The following is a 17037-nucleotide window of genomic DNA, read 5'->3' on the forward strand; positions in this document are numbered from 1 at the left end:
CCTGGGCCGTGAATTCGAGGCTTCAGCCCAGCAGGGCCGGCACCCAGCGGTTGATGAGCGCGCCTCCGACGATGAGCCAGCCGAACAAGATCAACGCCAGCAGCAGCGGCTTGGCCCCGGCCTTGCGAATGGCGCCGATGTGCGTGGCCAGGCCGAGCGCAGCCATCGCCATCGCCAGCAGCGCGGTGTCAATCTCGATCGTCACTGCCACCACCGACGCCGGCAGCCATTGCAGCGAATTGAGCAACACAACCGCGACGAAGCCGAAGGCGAACCAGGGCACAGCGAGTTGACCCTTGGCGTGAGCATGCTCTGCCTCCACCAGGGCTTGCAGGGTGCTGTCGCGCGCCAGCCAAGCGGTGCGCGCTGGTACGCACAAAGCCCCAAGGGCTGGTCAGCTGCAGCCCGGTGTCGTGCACATACACCGGCAGCAGCCATGTGCTGCGCTGTTTGGCCAATGCGATGGCTTGTTGCAGGGCCGGGTTGTCGTGCAGGCGCAGGTCGTTTCTGAACCAGTAGATAACGCCAGAGCAAACTTTTGAAGAGGTCATTTTTAGGTGCAGTACCTTGCATATGTAATAGTTGAATCTTCCCTCAAATCAATACACTCATGATTTGGCTACGATTTCAGAATCTGCAAAAACCAAGATCGGTTATGAAATAACGAAGTTAACGGATGAACAAACTCGAAATCGCCCTATTGACCCCATCAAACCTGTGTCGCGAAGTTAGCGCCTAACCGTAAATGTGCTTATACGTACTCAACAGATAATCAAAGCAGAGTCAAAAGATAATCCCACAATGTCCAAACCAGCTCGCTCACGCATAAAAAACTGCGAACACTGCAACACAGTGAGCTCAACGCTTTATCGAGTTGTCACGGATAAATCGGGCACTTGGGTCTTGATTTGCGACACCTGCCGAATGAGAGCTGAAGGACGTGCAGAATACCGATACGGTGGAATACGCCAGAGTTTTCCCCTTTTCCTCTTTGATATCAACAACTTAGTGTTTCGCTAAAACCTCAAAATAGTATAGAAGTAGTATACTGATGTAGTATTAATTTAGTAATTTTTTAAGCTCTTTTGAATACTATTAATCTATAACTGATTTTCATCAGCACAACTGGTGGTGAATTTTTTAGATCTTTTTTAGTACAAAAAAAGTTCGATTCACCTCCCCACCCACGCAACTTTAAACCCCTGCCGAAAACCGTACTACTGCATCAGCCATGACTCCGATGCAGCGACAGGCGTGAGTTGTTACCGCATGCGAGCCTCACGCATAACGCCTAACAAGCTGCCAGTGAGCATGGCGAGGATGTACGAAAAGATGCTCAGCTTAAAGCAGTACTACAGACGTACTTCTGGCAGCCGTCTTTTAGCATGCCCACGCACAAGCCACTCGTTCCGTTACCATGTTGGGTAACAAGCATTGGGGAGATGGACATGAAGCTCATAAAGGCGCACATAACCAACTATAAAAGTGTCCTTGACACGGGTGAGTTCACGTTGGCTGGCGTTACCTGCCTCGTTGGGAAGAACGAGTCAGGTAAAACAACTGTTTTGCAAGCGCTGGAGCGCATCAACCCGGTCGACAAATCCAAGAAGATATTCGACAAGGACCTTGAGTATCCACGCGGCTATCTGGCCGAGTATGAAGACCGCCATGGCGACAAAGAAGCGCGAGTCATTACAACGACGTGGATTCTTGATGCGGAGGACGTCGGCGCTGTGGAGGCTGAGCTGGGAGAGAACTGCCTCAAGTCGCACGAGATTGAGGTAGCCAAAGATTACGGGCAAGACACTCGAAGTTGGACTATTTCGCTCGACGAAGCGCAGATCGTCAGTTCTTTGCTCACACGCTATGGGGTCAAGGCTGTGGAAAAGAAGCAACTAAACGTCACTTCGATTAAAGACTTCGTGGCAAAAGTGGCCGCTCTTGCGGATGCCTCAGCCGAGGCCAAAGCTGCAGTCGCACAGGTGGAAAAATTCCGTAGCGGAAGCGTAACCTTCAAGGCCGTCGACATCCTAATCGGCCGAATGCCTGAATTTCTTTATTTCTCAAGTTACGACCGCATGGATGGACGCGTGCAGCTCGAGGCGTTAGAAGCGGCTCGGGCTGGTAATGTACTTAATTCGGGGCAGCAAATCTTCCTGGATTTTCTGGATTTTGCTGGTACCAGCGCCCAAGAATTACAGAGCGCCACTACTTTCGAGAAGCTAAAAGCCAAGGTGGAAGCTGCCTCGATTTCGATTTCCAAGCAGGTTTTTTCATATTGGTCTCAGAATAAGAACCTGAAGGTCGAATTCACTCTCGAGGCCGGTCGCAGTGGCGACCCGTCGCCATTCAATAATGGCTACGTCATGCACACGCGTATTCGCAACAAGCTGCATGACATGACCGTTCCGTTCGATGACCGCAGTGCCGGCTTCACTTGGTTCTTTTCGTTCTTGGTGAAATTCTCACAAGTCCAGAAACGGCAGGGTAACGTAATCATCCTTCTGGACGAGCCGGGCTTAAATCTGCACGCCAAGGCACAAAGTGACCTCCTTCGATATTTCAAAGAAAAGCTGGAGCCTAAACACCAGGTCATCTACACGACCCACTCTCCATTCATGGTGCCTACTGAGAACATTATGTCGGTTCGCACAGTGGAAGATGTCGTCGTCTACCGCCAAGGAGAAGAGCCTGCAGTGCTTGGTACGAAAGTGGGCGATGAGGCGCTGAGCACCGACCGTGATACGCTGTTTCCCCTGCAGGGAGCACTTGGCTACGAGTTGAGTCAGTCTCTGTTCGTCGGGGAACACACGTTGATCGTGGAAGGTCCATCTGATGTTCTGTATGTCCAAGCGTTTTCCAACGCCCTTAAAGCTCTTGGCCGCAAGCATCTAGATCCCCGCTGGACACTTTGCCCTGCAGGCGGAGTGGATAAGGTCTGGGCCTTCGTTTCTCTATTTGGCGGTAACAAGCTGCATGTTGCCGCGCTCATCGACTACGCGAACGGGCAGAAGAACAACGTCGAGAAGCTCCGCAAGAGTCAGTTGCTGCGTGACGGACACGTAATTCTTGCTACTGACTTCTGTGGCCAAGCTGAAGCGGATACGGAGGACTTGCTCGGCGACGATTTGTTTTTGGAACTCGTCAACGCCGCATACGATATCGCGGACGAAAAGAAATTAGTTTCGGCGACATTGCCGGCTGGGCCTGGTGCGAACCTGCGCATTGTCCCCAAAGTAGAGGCAGCAATGAAGCTCGTGGCAAGCGCCAGGGAGTTCGACCACTTTCATCAGGCATCTTGGTTAATTCAGAATCCGACCGTGCTTGATGCAACACGACACGCAACTGCCTTCCATCGCTTCGAAGTACTGTTTGAAGAACTTAACAAACTACTGGCATAAGAAGCCTTGACATCCTTATCGTAGGCCGAAGAATCGTGGAGGCAAATAGCACCATGGTCTGGAGCACTTTTTATTTTCCATACTAAAGTGAAAACGTCAAAACTTTTTACGCCTGACAATGAGTTTCAGCACTTAGCTTATTTTGGAAGGACCTTGATTAGTTAATACTAATTTCGACCCCGCTGAAGTAACGATTGCCCAAAGCTAACCTAAGGGCTATTGAATTAGCTAAAACTTGCAGTTACTGCAACTAAATTTCTATACGTTTCAACACATCCAACTTTTGCTCTAACGTATATCCAATCGTGCCATACGTTTGAAACTCAGATGCAAACCTCGATGCATGTCCTGTAATGCTTTCGGCCAAAGGTATAGAAATATTGTTTTGAGCCTTCATCCTGTCAATCAACGCATGCCTGAACATATGGCTCCTGAATTCAAGTTCAGCCAAGTATTTGTTCATAATTGCTGAGCAGCTACTGTTGCCACCCAAATGTGCATAGCTTGGAGTCAGCCACTCACTGCCCTGCTCTTTTGCAAGTTCTACCAATCTCCCTGCAGCCCAAAGCGAAATACCAATTAGTGGAATCGCGCGAATGCTACTTTTAGTCTTTCGATCAGACAATTCATTGCGGCGAATCCAAATATGCGGAATTGGATGATCTAGTACACAGTCCTCCCGCTTAGCAAAGACTGGCTCAGATAATCGCATTCCCGTATTCAGCTGCATCAAGCCAATTAATTTGTATGGTTGCTTCGGTTTGAACAACAATTTCTTTTTGACTTCTTGAATTAATTCAGGAGTGATTGTTCGCATTGGGCGTCTTTCCCTGCCCTCTCCTGCAATTCGAAGCCCGCGAAATGGACTCAATCTGTTGATGTCCAAATGTTTGAATGCCAAATTCAACATTGCATTCAAAATTGCGGTTTGTTTTCTAACAGTCACTGGTTTCAAGTCTTGCTGCAACAAATGATCACGTAAATTACAGATATGAATGTGTCGCAATTCATACAAATACAAATTGCCGTTTAAATTCACAAAATTGTTGAACGCATTGATAGCATCAATTTGAAATTTGTAAGTGCCAGAAGAATGGCTTTCGTTCAAATATATGTTTAGAGCGTCAGAAAGCTTGGGAAATTCACCGTTGATTTTTCTAGAAAAATAATTTGACAGCAATTCCGATAGAAATTCCTCTTCAAATTCCACATCTCTGACTTTGATGATTCTGCGAATTTGAACTTCAGGCTCTAAATTCAAAATTGAAATTTCATTTTTTGAATTCATTTTTAAATTTGATGGAAATTATTTGCAAATTTAATTTCAATTTTCAGAATGAGCAATCAGCATCTATTGCAATTTGAAATTGACGCTACAAACATTCAAAAATTAGCATTAGCAACACATCAAATTGCCCCTGCAGCATGTTGCAATTTCACTTGAAATTCGCTTCGTTAAACGATTTGAAAACGACAGCGCTACGCTTAAATTAAAGCATCTGTAGCACGTCATTTTCCTGAAGAAATTTTCGCAAATGAGCAGATTTTTCAAGCAATACGCTGTTTCAATCTGCATAAATATTGTTATGAAAATTTCTGAAATTGAAACCCCAAAAACGCCTGAGCAAGCGCGTCTAAATCAGCTCAAAGCAGCAAGTGACAGAGCAAAGAATGCAGTGAAACAAGAGCGTCAAAAACAAAAGATACAAAGCGCCCAAAAGACATTGCAAACTTTGCGAAATCCAACTGCCATAAAACCTATAAAGCCAGTTGGCTAGCCAATTCAAAATTTACAATCAAATAAAGAACTGAAGTTGGTTTTGAAATGCACTGCTTCAATAGATACGCTTTAACTCAAATCGCGTCCGAAACCAGCATTGACTAATTTACTGATCACGTTGATTCGCTCATCTAGCTCGCCTTGCTCTACTGCTGCTCGCAATACTTCAAGAGCTGTAATAACAGCAGCCAAATTTTCCACTTCAATACTATTTTTTCCTTCAATCACCTCTAGAACTCGTGCACCATAACGAACATTGATACATATCTTTCCTTGTTCATTTGACCACCACCATGGCTTGAGACGCTTTGGAACTTCTATTTCCCGTTGCTCCCCAGATTCCAGGTCTGTGATCTTGCGAACCTTTACCGCTTTGAATTTCTTACCAGACTGGGTAGCCTTTGCCAGTTGAATTTGTTCACTAATTTTGTTGGCTAATTTTTGTCTTTTAACAAGCAAGGGATTCGAATTCTCTCGCCGCTCCATAGATATGAATTTCAGCTTACTAAGCGCAGACATTTTTGACTCCATTTTGTAGATAAGGAGTACAAATTTATTTTCTGACTTGCGTGTTGGGCAACCGATCCAAGTAAAACCCGTCAATTTGGAAGGAAACTCTCTTGCTCTATTTAGACAAAGTAATGATGGAATTTTGTGGAACGTATCCTTTTGCAAGCGCTTCTTCTGCTGCAATTCGTCTTTTGTGCTCAAGCTCTTCTCGTTCAGCATTCAAGGACTTAGCTTGATAACGAGTCAGCTCTTCAGGCGTTAAGTGCCAATATGGATTTACCGTTTGCTCACGCATCCGCCATTCAATCAAATCTTTTAAATTTGCACCTAACCGTGGTTTAAAGAATATTGCATCGTGCACATTTGCAATCGGAGTACGTCCATTTTCAAGTGCAGTCTGTCTGACGATGTCCATTACCGCTGTTTCACTATGCTGGTACAGATATGCCATGACTTTTGATTTGCTTAGCCGGCCGCTATCTGTTTGCAATACAGATTCTTTGCTTTGTAGTGGTTGCGACTTTTTGAAAGCAGCAAATAGATAGTCATCGAGTGTATTTTGCTCTTTAATGAAACCTTGTACTGCCACATCATTTAAAAATCGTTCTCTCTCATCCTTGTTTTTAATGATGTCAACCAATGCTGGATTAGTCCAATTTCCGAATGAGTCTCGCCAACCCTGTCCTACTTGTCGAGCACCAAAGCTAATTGCTGTAAATGCTTTTTTAAGCAACACAGTTTGATAATCTTTGGGGACATTACTAGAACTTGTAAAAACGTAGTGTTTTACAGTATTCATAAAGTCAGCTTTATTCTCAAGGTACAGTAGCGACCATCTGAAATGCCCTTTCAAATTGATCTCTAGACCTTGATCCAGCATGTAGTTTCTTGCAAACCCCATCTTCCATGCAATGACACTACTTCGGATGTCATATTCCCAGCAATCTCCCAGCATTGCACGACGCAATTCTTTGTTTACGTTTTGTACGCTGGTACCTTCATAGTACATACGGCCAAATGGACTGGGCTTTTTACGCTGTACAAAATATCCTTTTGTATGTTTTGCCACGCCAATAATCGTCAGCGCTTGCCGCAATGCTGTGTCTTTTTTGGCACCTTTGATGTGCTGTGATTCTGTTTCAAGCCAAATAACGTAGGCTTTAACGGATTCAATATCTACAGGTACCCAGTCAAACAATTTCTGTAACTTCTCATCCTTCCATTCAACTTTGAATTCAGGATACAGAAAATCAAATAAAGCAGCATTGCTAATTTCATCGCCACTTAAATAGGCATCGACTTCTTCATCTGTCGCTGCATTTTCCAAACCAGCAGAAACTGTATTAGAGTCGTCAGTGATTGATGCGAGGTTAGATAGCTTTACCTGCGAATATTTGCCTGGGCGGATTCAAGTACGAGGTGCAACAAAGATAAACCCGGTGATGGGTGGCTGAGGATGTCAAGGCATCATGGCCACTCAAACCGCCAAGTCCAAGTTGCCAGATGTACAAGCACCTCAGCCGAGAAGAACGATACCAAATTCACAGCCTCTTGAAAGCCAAACAGACCATCAGCGAGATCGCCCGTTCATTGGGCAGGAGCCGCAGCACCATCAGCCGCGAACTCAGCCGTGGCCGCGGTCAGCGTGGCTATCGCGCCGAACAAGCCTGCGCCAAGGCTTCTGAGCGGGCACAGCGAAGCCGTAATGCCCGCCGTTTAGATTCCAAAGTCTGGTCCGATGTGGATTTCTACCTTGGCATTCAATGGAGCCCCGAGCAGATTGCAGGCAAGGTGGCGGTCAGCCATGAGAGCGTCTATTTGTATGTCTATGCGAACAAGGCTGCCGGTGGTGATTTACACACGCACCTGCGTAGCCAAAAGCCTCGGCGCAAACGCCACCTGTGCGGGCGTGATAGACGTGGTCAGATCCCGAACCGCCGCCCGATCAGCGAGAGACCAAGCCACATTGAAGATCGCAAGCAAGTGGGCCACTGGGAAGGTGATACCGTTATTGGCGCGGCTCACAAACAAGCCATCGTGACACTGGTAGAACGCAAGAGTGGCTTTGCTGTGCTGGCCAAAGTGCCCAACAAGTCTGCTGATTTGGTGGGCCGGGCTATTGAAGGCATGCTCAAGCCCCTGAGCTCACGGGTGAAGACCTTGACGGTAGACAACGGCAAGGAGTTTGCCGATCACCAGGCCATCGATCAGGCCCTTGGCATCCAGACTTACTTTGCCGATCCGTATTGCAGCTGGCAGCGCGGCAGCAACGAGAACTTCAATGGTTTGCTGCGCCAATACATTCCCAAGAAACGGCGCATGGAAACTGTCACCGATGAGGAGTTGACTATGATCGAAAACAGATTGAATCACCGGCCCAGAAAGCGGCTGGGATTCAAGACACCCCACGAGGTGTTTCACGCCTCGTTAAACCGTGTTGCAGTTCGTACTTGAATCCGCCCTGTAAATTTAGAACCCGCCACTACCGTTTCAACTATCTCCAGTTTGTTCTCTCTTAACCATTTATGGACTCTAATTTTTTGCGAGCCAATCTGACCGCCCTTGTTGGCTAGATCACTCGTAGAGATGCTGTAAAAACCGAATTTCTTCTCTTCCGGCGTCAATCCACGCAGTAATGCGGCATTGATCATCGACTCAACAACATTGATGTATTTTTTTAAGGCCCTGTAGGCTGCACCGTAAGGCGTGGGAAAAGATTGCTCAAGCGCATCTTCGACTGACTGATCTACCGTAATTTTGATCATCTCTAGTCCATCCCCTCTTCTCTGTATTCATTGAATTTCAGAGTATTTATTAGGCCAATAGAGTTTCAACTTTTCTAAAAAAGTCACACGCATATAGTAATTTAAATCATCCAATTCATGAAATTAATAGAGCACTTGAATCATTGATTGGCATGTGTAATCACATGCCGAAGGCAAAGCAGTTCCTCTTTTTTTTCAAATAGCAGTTGTGCGCTGGGCTTAAGATGTCGTTTAAAACAAGAGCGAATGTAAGTGACTGTCCATCAATTCAGTTCCAAAATTGCCTAATACGTACTAAGGACTACTATGACATCTACACAAACTGAGAGCTGCTAATTTACCAAGCGACTTGCCGTTGCCATGGTGAACATATATTATTTGCCAGTAGCGGGTAGTGTTCGGTCAATCATCATTTGTATCATTGACTCCATCATCTCCATGCGCTTTTCCAGCATCTGCTGACGATCCAACATGGTTGCGTTCATGCCCTTGTCACCTTGCGTGCTACCCTTGCCTGCCGCACCACCCATTTGCTTCATCATTCCCATGCCGTCCTGCATCACCTTCATGTGCTCAGCCATTAGTGCTTGACGCTCATCTGGTGTTTTGGCTGCTGCCATCTTTTCGTGCATCACCAGCATTTCTTTCATGTGCTTGTCCATTAAAGCCATCTTGTCTGCACTCACTGGATTGGTCGGTGATTTCTTAGCCGTTGCAGCTGGTGCCGTTGTTCCAGCTGGATGGTGATCTTTATGCTCATCGGCATTTTGGGCAAAAGAACCCATCGAAGCTGCAGCGACACAGAATCCAATGATTGAATTGCGAATATTGGTCATGATTTTCCTTTTGCAAATTTGAGAGCAGCCACGTTAGCAAACCCATTGTTTGCTTGAGTAGCACCGAACCTCGATACCTAGTGTTTGCACTCGGCTAACTGGAGGTCCGCCACAATCATTCCGCAGGCCTCGTTGGCCACCATAAACTTTATTCTTTCGACCATCTTGATGCTGGTCAATAAACTTCTAGCTTAGACTATGAAAACCATGGACATACATGGCATACCTTGCCATGTAAAGCAAAACTCAGTACTCACTAGGAAGCATGATCACCCAATGCTCTCCATCCCAACTTGCATAGAGTGTTAAAGCATTCAATGGGAAATCCGTGTAAGGAATTTCTTGTCTAGCGTGCTCAGTGCCATTGCCATCCTCATAGATCATCAACGCACGGGCTTGATTAACCTGTACTTTAATAAGTACAAACCAATCTGCAATACCGATCTCAGCTAGATGGCTTGCGATTGCATCCATCATCCAAAAACACTTGCCCTGCTCTGCCAAATACTTTGTACCGTCCGTTAACAAGTGTTTGCGACTAATCCGGTAGTACTTTGTAGTACCCGTAAAGTGTGCCAATGTGTTGCTATCTAATCCATGACTAGCCAACTCAATTTGCGTCTTCATCTTGTGTCCTTTTCCAGTGTCTTACTGCAGTTTTATTTCAGACAAAGAAAAGAACAACCTTCTTTTGGTAACCCGATAAATTGAACGGATACCAAGTTTTTCAAATTTAAAACAGCAAATTTATTGAACTTGATTGCGCTAGTTGAAGCGTATGCGGCAAGTTAAAACGCCCTGCACAGCTTTAAAGATACGCTTCACTACAGTGGATGCTGAGCAAGCTGAAAAACGCTTGTAGAGCTTGTATTTGGGTCAACGCTGGTTATCCACAGCGAGCGTGAGTTATCCACAAAAAATCTATGAAAATCAACATTTATAAAGATTTCGAACAATGACTATTGAAATCATTGAAGATTTTTTCAGTCAAAAAGTTATCCACAGTCAGTCCAATTCGCCCTGCTCTAACTCGATAACCCGCCAAATTGGACGGACTCAGGTTGCTCTGATTAATATGTGAAAACACAATGCAATTAACGCAAACACATGATTTAGGAGAACTTGAATGGCACAAGCAAAAACACTGACAAAAGAAGAGATGACGCGAGTACTGGACTACATCAACACACGCCGCTTCGCGCAACGCAATAGAGCAATGATGTTGCTCACACACCTAGCTGGTTTACGAATTGGCGAAGTCGCTTGCCTGCGCTGGAGCGATGTCACAAACAGTGACGGAAAAATTAAAGATGAAATTCGCTTGCTGCCTGATATGACAAAAGGACGTCATGCACGAACAGTCTTTATCAATTCAAAACTCAAAATTGAACTTCAAACTTATGCAGATCAAGCAAAATGCATAGATCGCTGCTACCCATTCTTTGCAACTCAAAAAAGTATCAAATCAGGATTCAGTGCAAATAGTTTGTCTCAAACTATTGCCCTTCTCTATGAAGGAGCAGGACTTGAAGGTGCAAGCAGTCACAGCGGTCGGAGAACTTTTTTGACAAACCTTGCAAATAAAGGAACTTCAATCCACTTACTCAAATCGCTTGCTGGACATCGCAGCATTCAAACAACTGCTCTATACCTCTACTCTAGCCCAATTCAATTAAAGGCGGTTGTTGAGTTAGTTTAATTTTGAGTTAAGTCCTTTTAATTGCGATAACAGTAATAAGCCAAACGTCAAGCGATGCATTTAAAATTGAATTTCTCACTTTACTTTCTATACAAATAAAAAGTTATCTTAGAACAGCATTGCAACAAAAGTGCAATTTTTGTGAATTTATTGCTCGCTATAATTCCACAATATAAAACGAATACTAATTTATTCAAAGTTAATGCATCTTCATTGTCTATGAAGTCGCTGTAATTTGAAGACAAATGCAGAATAAAAATAAAAAATTTACGAAAAAAATAAAGAAAAATAAAAACCGGGTGTTTTTTCACCCAGTTTTAAAATTGGTTTTATTTCAATCAATCATCCTCATCATTTGAAAGACAAAATTTTTCAAATTCAAGGACTATTAAAAATTATTTAGAATGCCGTTCGATCTGTTTTGCACAATCAAAGATATTGATAACTACAGAATCATTTTCTTCAAGCGAAAAGTCTAGACCTACCGGAACTGTTAGCCAAATGGGAGGTTTAGAATTTTTTAACAAGACTGTTGCATAGCGTGTAGATGACGTCGCTATTTGGTTTTTACAGTGTTTAGCAAGTTTATTAGCATAGATGTTCCCTTGACCGATAGCAGTCACAGTGCCACTTCGCCAACCTTCATTCCAAGAAAATTTTTCTGAACTTCCATATTTCTGGGTCGTACAACCTGAAACGAAAGTCAATGAGAGAATAGCCCCTGCGATTGGCAGTATGTTGAGTTTTGAATTCACTTTAGATTTCCCTAGTAAAAAAAATGGGTTTATACGCATGCAGATCAATTACTTCAGCACAAAACGTGCAATTATTTTTTTTTCTCCTGTCATAACTATTGCAACCACTTTCGTATTAGGAGTTATTTTGAAAGCACCATTTACCTCCAATTTATTCCCAGAGGGCTTTAATTCGACTTCCTGTTTGTCAACGCCTGTGAGCAATGTGAGTTTTGCTGATGACTTACTCACGTCAATGGGATTCCCATGGTCGCGAAGATAAAGTTGCAAGAATTCAGATTTTGCAACTAGCTCATATTCAATGTCCTTCACTTCGGTCACTACACCTCCGTGCATTGGCTTGGCTTTACCATGACTATGGCTCTCCCCAGCTGCAATTCCGCCTGTGCTGATAAGCAGACTCAATGCAATAGCGATTTTTTGAATTTTCATTTCTAACCCTTTCAGTATCAAATTAAAATGCTTCGGCGTCTTTGTCTTCTGTCAAGCGTTCGGCATCTCGACGACCAAAGAGCCAGAACATGACAGGAGTCAGGAACGTATCAAGCAACGTGGAGCTGATTAGCCCTGAAAAAATTACTACCGCAACTGGGTGTAAAACCTCAGTCCCCGGGCGCTCTGCTTCAAAAAGCAAAGGAGCCAATGCAAAAGCTGTTACCAACGCAGTCATCAACACAGGGCTTAATCGTTCGAGCGAACCACGAATAATCATCTTGTGGTCAAAATTCTCACCTTCAAACCGCATCAAGTTGATGTAATGACTGACTTTCAAGATGCCATTTCTGACTGAAATTCCTGCTAGTGTGATGAATCCCACCAAAGCGGCAACAGACAACGGCTGTCCTGACAACCACAGCCCGAGAACTGCACCTACCAAGGCCAGCGGTATGTTCACCATGATCAACGCGGAAAGTCGCGTCGACTTGTAGCGGCTGTACAGAACCACAAACATCAAGACCAGCGACACGATTGAGAGCAGCCCCACAAGTCGTGAAGCTTCCTCTTGAGCTTGAAACTGACCGCCTAGCGTGATGAAGTACCCCTCGGGGAGTTTGGTGTCAGCCACCACAGCGCGAATATCCGCAACAATTTCTGACAAAGCTCGACCAGATGCGTTTGCGGACAAAACGATGCGGCGTTTGCCGTCATCGCGGCTGATTTGGTTCGGGCCATCGCCATCCTCAATCGTCGCCAACTTTGACAATGGCACTCGACCGTTGGGAGTCTCAATCAAGATTTGATTTAAGCCCTCAACCGAACGAGCAGATTCAGGCAAGCGCACGACCAACGCAAAACGACGTCCGCCTTCCACAATCTGGGTGATTTTTTCGCCTTCGACCAAGCTTTGCAAAGTCGAGAGCACTTGTGGTGCAGGAATTCCGTATTGAGCTGCGGCGGCATAGTCAATACGAACCTTGATTTGCGGTGCCAGCACTTGCTTTTCAATTTGCAAATCAGCAATGCCGGGAATAGTCGCTAATCGTGCTCTCAACGAATCAGCTTGCCCACGCAATCCATCTAAGTCATCGCCAAAAATTTTGATGGCGATTTGCGAGCGCACCCCGGACAGCATGTGATCGATACGGTGGGAAATGGGTTGACCGATTTCTAGGGCGGCGGGCAAATTGACAAGGCGAGAACGGATGTCTGCCTTGATTTCATCCATACTGCGCATCAGCTCACCCGTTGGTTTGAGGCCCACGTCCAGCTCACTCACGTGAACGCCTTCTGCGTGCTCATCAAGCTCAGCTCGTCCGCTTCGACGACCGACATGTGTGACCTCTGGTACTTGCTTGACCAAGACCTCGGCTTGTCTGGCCAATGCAGTGGTTTCGGACAAAGTCACGCCGGGGTTCAAGCGCAGTCCGATCAGCAGTGTTCCTTCGCTGAATGGTGGCAAGAAAGTCGTCGGGAAAAATGGTACTGCTGCAATTGCCGTCAGCACGGCGAATCCAGAGGCAACCAATGCAATCTTCGGTTTTTGTAAAACGCTTTGAAGACTGCTTGCATAGCGTGTTTTGAGCCAAATCAGAACCTTGGTATCCCCATGATCCAAGTTTTTCATGGTCGGCAGGAGGTAGTAACTCAGCACGGGGGTAATGGTGACCGAGACAAGCAATGAAGCCAGAGTTGAAACGATGAAGGAAATGCCCAACGGAACAAAGAGCTTTCCCTCCAAGCCGGGCAATGCAAACAACGGAATGAAAACGAGGACGATGATCACCGTGGCATACAAAATGGCAGATCTAACCTCCATTGAGGCTTTCGCTACAACTTCCAACGGATGAAGCCGATGCTGCGGATGTTTTATGCGATCTTCCTTCAACCGTCGCAGAATGTTCTCTACGTCGACCACCGCATCGTCGACCAGACCGCCAATGGCAATGGCCAATCCTCCAAGAGTCATGGTGTTGATAGACAAGCCAAAGTACTTGAATACCAAAGAGGTGATGAAGATGGATACGGGAATCGCTGTCAAGGCGATGATGGTGGGTCGAACCGTACCTAAGAAAAAGAACAAAATCACAGCGACAAAGACGGATGCACCAATCAATTTGCCTTGTAGCGTATTGATGGATGCTTCGATGAAGCTGGCCTGTCTGAATGTGACGCGAGGGGCATCCATGCCAGCTGGCAAGGATGATTTCAAACCTACCAACGCATCCTCAATTGCACGGGTAAGAGCAATCGTGTCTGCTGTGGGTTGTTTCTGAATACCCAAAATAACTGCCGGTTTCCCCTCAAACCCTGCATCACCACGCTTCAACGCTGCAGCAAAAGTAACATCGGCAATTTGACGCAACAAGATTGGCTGCCCATTTTTTGTGGTCAGTGCCAGATTTTTCAGATCATCCAAACGGGAAGTTCGTCCGAGGTTGCGGATCAGGTATTCCCGTCCATTGAGTTCCAAAAAGCCACCGGAGGTATTGGCAGAAAAACCTTTCAGCGCAGCTTCCATTTGATCGTGTGAGATGCCCAACTCAGCCATACGAGCCGTATTGGGTTGCACCTGAAACTGACGCACCTCGCCACCAATTGGAATAACTTGGGCAACCCCAGAAACCGACAGAAGGCGTGGACGCAAAACCCAGTCTGCGTACTCACGGACAGCCATAGCTGAAATCTTCTGCGAATCGACTGGAATAGCGATTTGCATGATCTCACCCATGATCGAGCTAATTGGTCCCATGCGCGGCATTACGCCAGCAGGCATACCGTCTTCCATGGCTGACAGTCGCTCAGATACCAACTGTCTTGCACGGAAAATATCTGTATCCCATTTGAAAGTCACATATAAAAATGACAATCCGGCTGACGAAATAGACCGGACGGATTCAACGCTAGGCAAACCGTTCATGGCGGTCTCTAGGGGGAAGGTGATGAGTTGCTCAACCTCTTCTGGCGCCATGCCACCTGATTCGGTCATGATGGTGACCGTGGGCTTGTTCAAATCAGGAAAAACATCCACTGGTGTTTTTGTCAATGTGAATGCGCCGTAGGTCATCAATACGACACTGGCGATGATCACCAGCAATCGATTGGCTAAACTGTTTTCAAGTAACCACTTAAACATATCAACGCACTTGGTTAATCAATGTTGCGCCTTGCGTAGCGATCAAATCGCCCATCTCAAGACCCGATGTAATAGCAACCCGTGTACCGTCCAAGGGTTCAAAAGTGATGGTGCGCGGTGTGAATCGCTCAGCGGCTGTTTTGACCCAAACAATTGGCTGATTGGCAGGGTTCTTCATCAAAGCAGAAACTGGAACAGCCATACCTTTCACCTTGTCTTTGGTCTGAATCACCACCCTGACTGGCTCACCGAGAGCCAATGCGCTCAGTTCTTCGCCCTGAGCCTTGAAATTCATGGGCAGTGCTTGCTCACGCAGGCTGCGTGCTGCACCTAAAAATTGAAGCGAAATTTGTTGGCCATTCACTGCCATGAACGCCTTGTCCACGCTGGCGATGAGAGCGGTGTCAAAAGCCAAGGCTTCAATTCGCAGGCGTGCTGGGTCCACAATTTCAAACACCAACTCTCGCGCATCGATCACTTGTCCTGCCACCACATTTGCTGAGGCAATCACGCCAGAAACGGGTGCCACCAAAGGTTCTCGGTGGTTCAGTCCTGTGCTAACTGCCGAGACGCGGCCAGTCAAGCTTTGTAGCTCGCTCTCAGCTGCTTCGATGTCTTTGCGTGGCACGGTATCGGAAAGTTCCTTAAATCGTGCCAGTCGTTTTTCTGCAAGAGATTTAGCTGCTTTGAGTTCTGCCAACTGTGCAAACTGATTGGATTGCTCAATAGGCGCAAGTGAAGACACAAGATAAGCAAGAACATCCCCTTTGCGCACTGCAGTACCGAGATTTGGCAGACCTTTAGGACCGGCTTCGATTCGACCAGCATTGATGGCTTGAACTTTGCCACCAGCATTGGGGTCCATGCTGACCTTGCCGTTGAGTTCTATTGACCTCGGCAAGTCTGTAACTTCCACTTTTATAGTTCGAATTGCCAATTGACGTTGGGCTGGCTTTGGTAAGAAGACGCTGCCATCGGGCAAGCGCTGAGGCCCGTTCATGTTGGGAGTAGCAGATGCACCGCCATGGTCATGGCCTTCACCAGCCCAAGTGCTGGTCACCGGAGATAGGGCAGTCACTGCGGCCATCACGACAGTCAGTGTTGAAAGAGTGGTTTTGAAAGTCATGCGGCACCTCCGGTGCGATTAGCTTGATGAGTCTGTAGGCGCTTGCGAATAAAAATCAGCGCCATAAGGGCGGTGGCAAAAAGCAACACCCAACTAAGCCACTTTTTCCATTCATTTTTTGAAGCGCTACCTTGTCCATTCAAATCTGAGTGAATGTCCAGCTCCCCAGCCAACAAATCAACTTCTTTGTCGATCGTGACAGTCGCAGTCACGCTGATAACGCCGGGTTTCGGCTCAGAGGGGAGCACAATTTCAAACTCACCTTCACCGTGCTTTTGCGCTACAAATTTAACGCCAGATAAATCCAGCTCAATTTGTGCATCTTTGACAGGCGCATTGGTTTCAAGGCGATCTAAATAGAGAGTGATTTGCTTTCCGTTCAGCACACCGACCAATTCGAGTGCATCTGAAACTGCTGTAAAACGGGGGGTGGAGGGGGCTGATGTGGCTGCCTTGGCATCGCCATGATCGTGCCCTTCCCCTGCCCAACTCAGACTGGAAAGAGCCAAGCCGATGGCCAGTCCAATGGTTCTGATTCCTGATGAAATAGTCATTGAAATTTTCTGTAATGTTGATTGATTCATAGCACAC

General features: G+C 46.2%; 17 protein-coding genes. 4 read left to right on the top strand and 13 right to left on the bottom strand.

Annotation, left to right across the window (positions count from 1 at the left end):
- Window positions 1-22: 22 nt before the first annotated feature.
- Both L63ED372_RS09675 and L63ED372_RS16605 read right to left on the bottom strand, forming a co-directional pair.
- Window positions 23-283 (bottom strand): putative sulfate exporter family transporter, encoded by a 261-nt coding sequence (locus L63ED372_RS09675; RefSeq protein WP_231624470.1) that lies wholly within the window; start codon window positions 281-283, stop codon window positions 23-25.
- Complete coding sequence (locus L63ED372_RS16605; RefSeq protein ID WP_231624471.1) at window positions 189-551, bottom strand: deoxyribodipyrimidine photo-lyase; 363 nt, start codon at window positions 549-551, stop codon at window positions 189-191. Before L63ED372_RS16605 ends, L63ED372_RS09675 begins: the two co-directional genes overlap by 95 nt.
- A gap of 897 nt (window positions 552-1448) precedes the next feature.
- Here L63ED372_RS16605 and L63ED372_RS09680 point away from each other — a divergent pair.
- Window positions 1449-3401, top strand: a complete 1953-nt coding sequence (locus tag L63ED372_RS09680; RefSeq protein ID WP_197275256.1) for an ATP-dependent nuclease — start codon at window positions 1449-1451, stop codon at window positions 3399-3401.
- A 250-nt stretch (window positions 3402-3651) separates the two neighbouring features.
- Here the strand turns inward: L63ED372_RS09680 and L63ED372_RS16180 are convergent, their stop codons facing one another.
- Complete coding sequence (locus L63ED372_RS16180) at window positions 3652-4689, bottom strand: tyrosine-type recombinase/integrase (RefSeq protein WP_082431660.1); 1038 nt, start codon at window positions 4687-4689, stop codon at window positions 3652-3654.
- Window positions 4690-4936: 247 nt separating this feature from the next.
- On the opposite strand from L63ED372_RS16180, the gene L63ED372_RS16385 reads away from it, so the two are divergent.
- Window positions 4937-5179, top strand: a complete 243-nt coding sequence (locus tag L63ED372_RS16385) for a hypothetical protein (protein WP_231624472.1) — start codon at window positions 4937-4939, stop codon at window positions 5177-5179.
- 71 nt (window positions 5180-5250) lie between these two features.
- Here L63ED372_RS16385 and L63ED372_RS09690 read toward each other — a convergent pair whose 3' ends face one another.
- Both L63ED372_RS09690 and L63ED372_RS16390 read right to left on the bottom strand, forming a co-directional pair.
- On the bottom strand, window positions 5251-5892 hold the full coding sequence (locus L63ED372_RS09690; protein WP_156343600.1) for a DUF6641 family protein: 642 nt from the start codon (window positions 5890-5892) through the stop codon (window positions 5251-5253).
- Complete coding sequence (locus L63ED372_RS16390) at window positions 5807-7018, bottom strand: hypothetical protein (RefSeq protein WP_156343601.1); 1212 nt, start codon at window positions 7016-7018, stop codon at window positions 5807-5809. The genes L63ED372_RS09690 and L63ED372_RS16390 overlap by 86 nt, the downstream gene beginning before the upstream one ends.
- Window positions 7019-7194: 176 nt before the next feature.
- Between L63ED372_RS16390 and L63ED372_RS09695 the strand changes: the two genes are divergently transcribed.
- Window positions 7195-8145: an IS30 family transposase gene (locus L63ED372_RS09695; RefSeq protein WP_062402482.1), complete on the top strand. Its 951-nt coding sequence runs from the start codon at window positions 7195-7197 to the stop codon at window positions 8143-8145.
- Here the strand turns inward: L63ED372_RS09695 and L63ED372_RS16395 are convergent.
- The 3 genes from L63ED372_RS16395 to L63ED372_RS09705 form a co-directional block, all read right to left on the bottom strand.
- The gene (locus L63ED372_RS16395) at window positions 8109-8456 is read right to left on the bottom strand and encodes a hypothetical protein (RefSeq protein ID WP_156343602.1); all 348 of its coding nucleotides are present in this window, start codon (window positions 8454-8456) and stop codon (window positions 8109-8111) included. The genes L63ED372_RS09695 and L63ED372_RS16395 overlap by 37 nt on opposite strands.
- A gap of 374 nt (window positions 8457-8830) precedes the next feature.
- Window positions 8831-9292: a hypothetical protein gene (locus L63ED372_RS09700; protein ID WP_062405678.1), complete on the bottom strand. Its 462-nt coding sequence runs from the start codon at window positions 9290-9292 to the stop codon at window positions 8831-8833.
- A gap of 246 nt (window positions 9293-9538) precedes the next feature.
- Entirely contained in the window at window positions 9539-9919 is a 381-nt protein-coding gene (locus L63ED372_RS09705; protein WP_062405680.1) for a DUF6876 family protein, read from the bottom strand.
- Window positions 9920-10418: 499 nt separating this feature from the next.
- Between L63ED372_RS09705 and L63ED372_RS16185 the strand changes: the two genes are divergently transcribed.
- A complete protein-coding gene (locus tag L63ED372_RS16185) occupies window positions 10419-10991 on the top strand; it encodes a tyrosine-type recombinase/integrase (RefSeq protein ID WP_082431661.1) in 573 nt (190 codons plus the stop codon).
- Between the two features lie 395 nt (window positions 10992-11386).
- On the opposite strand, the gene L63ED372_RS16400 is transcribed toward L63ED372_RS16185, so the two are convergent.
- The 5 genes from L63ED372_RS16400 to L63ED372_RS09725 are packed head-to-tail and all read right to left on the bottom strand — an operon-like array spanning window position 11387 to window position 17030.
- Window positions 11387-11746, bottom strand: coding sequence for a hypothetical protein (locus L63ED372_RS16400; RefSeq protein ID WP_156343603.1), 360 nt, complete (start codon window positions 11744-11746; stop codon window positions 11387-11389).
- Window positions 11747-11794: 48 nt separating this feature from the next.
- Window positions 11795-12178 carry a hypothetical protein gene (locus tag L63ED372_RS09710; RefSeq protein ID WP_062407897.1) on the bottom strand — a complete coding sequence of 128 codons (384 nt, stop codon included), beginning with the start codon at window positions 12176-12178 and terminating at the stop codon, window positions 11795-11797.
- 22 nt (window positions 12179-12200) lie between these two features.
- Entirely contained in the window at window positions 12201-15320 is a 3120-nt protein-coding gene (locus L63ED372_RS09715; protein WP_062405683.1) for an efflux RND transporter permease subunit, read from the bottom strand.
- Between the two features lies 1 nt (window position 15321).
- Window positions 15322-16446, bottom strand: coding sequence for an efflux RND transporter periplasmic adaptor subunit (locus L63ED372_RS09720; protein ID WP_062405685.1), 1125 nt, complete (start codon window positions 16444-16446; stop codon window positions 15322-15324).
- Window positions 16443-17030 carry a hypothetical protein gene (locus tag L63ED372_RS09725; RefSeq protein WP_231624473.1) on the bottom strand — a complete coding sequence of 196 codons (588 nt, stop codon included), beginning with the start codon at window positions 17028-17030 and terminating at the stop codon, window positions 16443-16445. Before L63ED372_RS09725 ends, L63ED372_RS09720 begins: the two co-directional genes overlap by 4 nt.
- Window positions 17031-17037 lie beyond the last annotated feature (7 nt).

It is taken from the genome of Limnohabitans sp. 63ED37-2 (genome assembly GCF_001412535.1).
Lineage (GTDB): Bacteria > Pseudomonadota > Gammaproteobacteria > Burkholderiales > Burkholderiaceae_C > Limnohabitans_A.